This window comes from Microbacterium sp. H6 (genome assembly GCF_003314775.1).
In the GTDB taxonomy this organism is placed as follows: domain Bacteria; phylum Actinomycetota; class Actinomycetes; order Actinomycetales; family Microbacteriaceae; genus Microbacterium; species Microbacterium oxydans.
In genome coordinates this window covers 31,431-36,146 of record NZ_QOAY01000288.1, presented here as the reverse complement: position 1 = coordinate 36,146, position 4,716 = coordinate 31,431, and the positions used below count along the sequence as shown (strand labels likewise).

3 protein-coding genes are annotated in these 4,716 nt (G+C 67.9%); all 3 read left to right on the top strand.

The window, feature by feature from the left end; all coding sequences use genetic code 11:
- Positions 1-1,886, top strand: a 1,886-nt coding sequence (gene infB, locus DSP71_RS18665) for a translation initiation factor IF-2 (RefSeq protein ID WP_113681792.1), incomplete at its 5' end; no start/stop codon positions are given.
- Between the two features lie 98 nt (positions 1,887-1,984).
- Positions 1,985-2,410 (top strand): 30S ribosome-binding factor RbfA, encoded by a 426-nt coding sequence (rbfA, locus tag DSP71_RS18660; protein WP_046748269.1) that lies wholly within the window; start codon positions 1,985-1,987, stop codon positions 2,408-2,410.
- A gap of 200 nt (positions 2,411-2,610) precedes the next feature.
- Positions 2,611-4,650, top strand: a complete 2,040-nt coding sequence (locus DSP71_RS18650) for a helix-turn-helix transcriptional regulator (RefSeq protein WP_147251394.1) — start codon at positions 2,611-2,613, stop codon at positions 4,648-4,650.
- Positions 4,651-4,716: the final 66 nt, after the last annotated feature.

The following is a 4,716-nucleotide window of genomic DNA, read 5'->3' as shown; positions in this document are numbered from 1 at the left end:
AGCGGCAAGAGTTCGAGATGCGGAGTGCTCCGGTCGTCGGTGGCGTCAACGTCACCCGCGGCAACGGAGAGATCATCCGCATGCGTCGCGGCGCATCGATCGCGGACTTCGCCGACAAGATCGAGACGCTGACCGGCTACACGGTGCAGCCCGGAACCCTCGTGACGATCCTCTTCAACCTCGGCGAGATGGCCACGGCCACCGAGTCGCTGGACGAGGCGACGTTCGAGGTGCTGGGCGAGGAGCTCGGTTACAAGATCCAGATGGTCTCGCCCGAGGACGAGGACAAGGAGCTCCTCGAGGGCTTCGGTCTCGACCTCGAGGCCGAGCTGGAGGCGGAGAGCGAGGAAGACCTCGAGATCCGTCCTCCCGTCGTCACCGTCATGGGTCACGTCGACCACGGTAAGACGCGACTGCTCGACGCGATCCGTCAGACCAACGTCATCGAGGGAGAAGCCGGCGGCATCACCCAGCACATCGGTGCCTACCAGGTCTGGACCGAGCACGAGGGCATCGAGCGAGCCATCACGTTCATCGACACCCCGGGTCACGAGGCGTTCACCGCCATGCGTGCCCGTGGTGCGCAGGTCACCGACCTCGCGATCCTCGTGGTCGCAGCCGACGACGGCATCATGCCGCAGACGGTCGAGGCGCTGAACCACGCACAGGCGGCGAACGTGCCGATCGTGGTCGCGGTGAACAAGGTCGACAAGCCCGACGCCAACCCCTCGAAGGTGCGTCAGCAGCTGACCGAGTATGGTCTCGTCGCCGAGGAGTTCGGTGGCGACGTCATGTTCGTCGACGTCTCCGCTCGGGCGAACACGGGTATCCAGGATCTCCTGGATGCCGTGCTGCTCACGGCGGATGCCGGCCTCGACCTGACCGCGAACCCGAACAAGGCCGCTCGCGGTGTCGCCATCGAGGCGAAGCTCGACAAGGGTCGCGGTTCGGTCGCCACGGTGCTCATCCAGTCCGGAACGCTCCGGGTCGGCGACGCGATCGTCGCGGGTACGGCCTACGGCCGTGTGCGTGCGATGGCCGACGAGAACGGCGAGCAGGTCCTCGAGGCCTACCCGTCGCGTCCGGTCCAGGTGCAGGGTCTGAACTCCGTACCGCGCGCCGGCGACGTCTTCATCGTCACCGAGGAAGACCGCATGGCCCGTCAGATCGCTGAGAAGCGTGAAGCGGTCGAGCGCAACGCCCAGCTGGCCAAGGCCCGCAAGCGCATCTCGCTCGAGGACTTCACCCGTGCTCTCGAAGAGGGCAAGGTCGAATCTCTCAACCTCATCATCAAGGGTGACGTCTCCGGTGCCGTCGAGGCACTCGAGGAGTCGCTGCTCAAGATCGAGGTCGACGACTCGGTGCAGCTGCGCATCATCCACCGCGGTGTCGGCGCGATCACCGAGTCCGACGTGAACCTGGCGACGATCGACAACGCGATCATCGTGGGCTTCAACGTCCGCCCGGACACGAAGGCGCGCGAGCGCGCCGCTCGTGAAGGCGTGGACATCCGCTTCTACTCCGTCATCTACAACGCGATCGACGAGATCGAGAGCTCGCTCAAGGGCATGCTCAAGCCGGAGTACGAAGAGGTCCAGTCGGGTGTCGCCGAGATCCGCGAGGTGTTCCGCTCCTCGAAGTTCGGCAACATCGCCGGTGTCATCGTGCGATCGGGAACGATCACCCGCAACGCCAAGGCTCGCGTCATCCGCGACGGCGTCGTCATCGCCGATGGTCTCGCCATCGAGTCGCTGCGTCGCTTCAAGGACGATGTCACCGAGGTCCGTACGGACTACGAGGCCGGTATCGGACTCGGGAAGTACAACGACATCCAGATCGGTGACGAGATCGAGACGACCGAGCTCATCGAGAAGCCTCGCGGCTGATCTATTCGAAACACTCTCGGGCGTTCCCCGTCTCCCCGTTCCTTCCGGATCGTGGGAGACGGGGGACGCCCTGAGGGTTCCTGGACAGGGAGAGAACAATGGCAGGCGAACGACAGGCCCGACTTGCGGATCGAATCCGCGTGATCCTCGCAGAGAGGCTGGAGAAAGGGCTGCGCGATCCACGCCTCGGCTTCGTCACCATCACCGACGTCCGTGTGAGCGGAGACCTCCAGCACGCGTCCGTGTTCTACACGGTTCTCGGCACGGAGGAGGAGCGCATCTCCAGCGGAGCCGCGTTGACCTCCGCGACCGGCATGCTGCGCAGCGAGGTCGGACGACAGCTGAGCACACGACTCGTGCCGACGCTCGAGTTCATCCCGGACGCGCTGCCGGAGAACGCCGACCACATCGGTGCGTTGCTCCGCGAGGCGCAGCAGCGAGATGCGGATGTCGCGAAGCTGGCTTCTTCGGCTTCGCACGCCGGCGACGCCGACCCCTACCGCACGGAAGACGACTCGGAGTGAGAGCCGTTTGATACGCTCGGCTCCGCGGGACCCGATCCCGCGAAGCTGAGGGGGATCGGCGCATCGAGGGTACGGACACGACTGGGGGGCCGTTCGTCGCGCCCGCCGCGGCCGGACTTCTCCTCACGGATCTCCTCGAGCAGGATCTCGGATGCGCTCCGCACGTTCTCGCGCGTCTGTCCGACGCCGTCGATGGCGACGTGCCGACGATTCGCGAGCTGGTCCAGCGTCTGACACCGGCTCAACGTCACGGGCTGCACTCGTTGCCGACGCCGCTCCCACTGGTGCCGGCCATCGCGCTCCGGTTCGCCGACCTGGAACTCGACGAACGTGATCGTGAGCTGCTGCTCGCGCTCGCGGTGCGCCTGGACGACGCTCTCGGTCTCCTCCTCGCCTTCGACGGACGAACGGCGACCGAACTGGCCGATGCATCTGTCGCAGATCACGTGCTCGTGCACGCCGGTCGCGCACGGCTCGTCGATGCGAGACTGTCCGTCTGGGTGCAGGCGACGACCTGCGCGGCCAGGACTGCGGCGGTTCACCAGCGGTTGAGCGCGCTCTTCCGTGCTCGGGGCGAACGCGCGAGTGCGGACTGGCACCAGGCGCGGGCTTCACTCGAGGGAGCCCCGTCCACCGCACCTGGACTCACGCGGCTCGCCCGGCGGCTCTCCGAGGCCGGACAACCCGACCGTGCGCTGCTGCTCGCGACCGAGGCGCATAGACACGCCGTGGGCGATGCCAAGGACGAGGCATGTCTCGTCGCCGGCGCCTCGGCCCTGAGCGCCGGACTCGCTGCGGAGGCCGCAGCATGGCTGGGAGGTCTCTATCCGCGCGGAAGCACGCATCATCGGATCGCCGGCCTCGGCGCGCTCATCGTCGCTCGGACGTTCGTGCAGGGCGCAGTACCCGCCGTCGATCCGACCACGCTGCGGTCGAGAACGCTCGATCAGGAGGACTGGCGCCACTGGACCAGGGCTGCTGCTCTCGCGGCCGTCCTGTGCGCCGAGCGCGGCGACCGGATCGGGATGCGCACCTGGCTCGATGTCCTGCGAGACGGGGCCGCCCGCGCGGATGCAGGCGATGAGCTCCGCGATCCCGCCGTCGCGTTGTGCTGGCTCATCGTGGGCGATCGCGGCGGCGACGCCGTGAGTGGAGCCGGTCCGGCGAGCGGGGGCATGCTCCGCGCACTGCGCGCCGCGACGGACGGAGACATCGATCGTGCGCTCCGCCTGCTGTCGACCGATGGATCGGTCCTGTCCGTCGGCCCCGATCCTCTCGTCCCTGGGTACGAGAACAGCCCGGTCATCCAGGCCTATCGCGCGGTCATCGAGGTGCTGCTGCTGGTCTGGCGGGGCGACATCGGGCTTGCGCGCGACCGACTGATGCAATCGGCTCTCCGGCTTCCGATCGCGATGCCGTTCGCCGGCCTCGGCGTGGTCCTCGCCCGGCGCCTCGACGTGGCCGTGCTCGGTGAGCTCGGGCCTTTCGCCCGTTCGCTCACGGCGGCCCTCCCCGTGGGAGTGAAGGTCGATCTGCTCGTGGACCGCGGCATCCGCTCGTTCCTCGCCGGTTCGTTCGATGAGGCTGCCGCGACGTTCCGGCTCTGGTCCGATCGCGGCGCACCGCAGCCGACGTTGGTGGTGCCGGGGCTGGAGGAGATGGCGTTCGTGGGTCAGGAGAGCGTCAGGACCGCGGCGGTCGAGCCTCCCGAGATCGCCCTCGCGCAGGAGCTGCGGATACGCATCGCGACAGCGGGGGACGGGCGGTGGCCCTCGGAGAGCGAAGAGGTGAGCGAGATCGCGCGTACTCTCATTTCGCCGTTCGCGAGGGCGCGGGTGGAGATGATGCTCGGGACGCAGCAGGCGATCCGTGACGATCACGCGTCAGCGAGGATCCACCTCCAGTACGCGGAGCGGCTGTTCGAGATCTCCGGCGCAACCGCCTGGGCCAGAGCCATCCGGAACAGGCTGGATCGCCTCGATGCCAGGGAAGGAAGCATCCTCCCCGTGGCGGAGGCTCTCTCCGCGTGCCGTTCGGCCTGGGCGCTCCGGCTCACGGCGCGCGAACTGGAGGTCGCGATGCGCGCCGTCCGAGGAGCCGCGAACCGCGAGATCGCGGAGGCGCTGCGTGTCTCGGTACGCACCGTGGAGGTGCACCTCGGTCGGGTCTTCGTCAAGCTGGACGTGCGGAGCAGGGTCGAGCTGACGGTGCTCGCGCATCGCACGGATCACCACGTCTGAGCGTGCGGACCCGTCGAGGCGTCGGCTGCCGTGATCGCCTGCGGAAGACGTTCAGCGCGGCAGGAA

What these genes read in the sequence shown, in the direction of transcription:
- rbfA (WP_046748269.1), top strand. Translation starts at nt 1,985, where the DNA reads ATGGCAGGCGAACGACAGGCCCGACTTGCGGATCGAATCCGCGTGATC.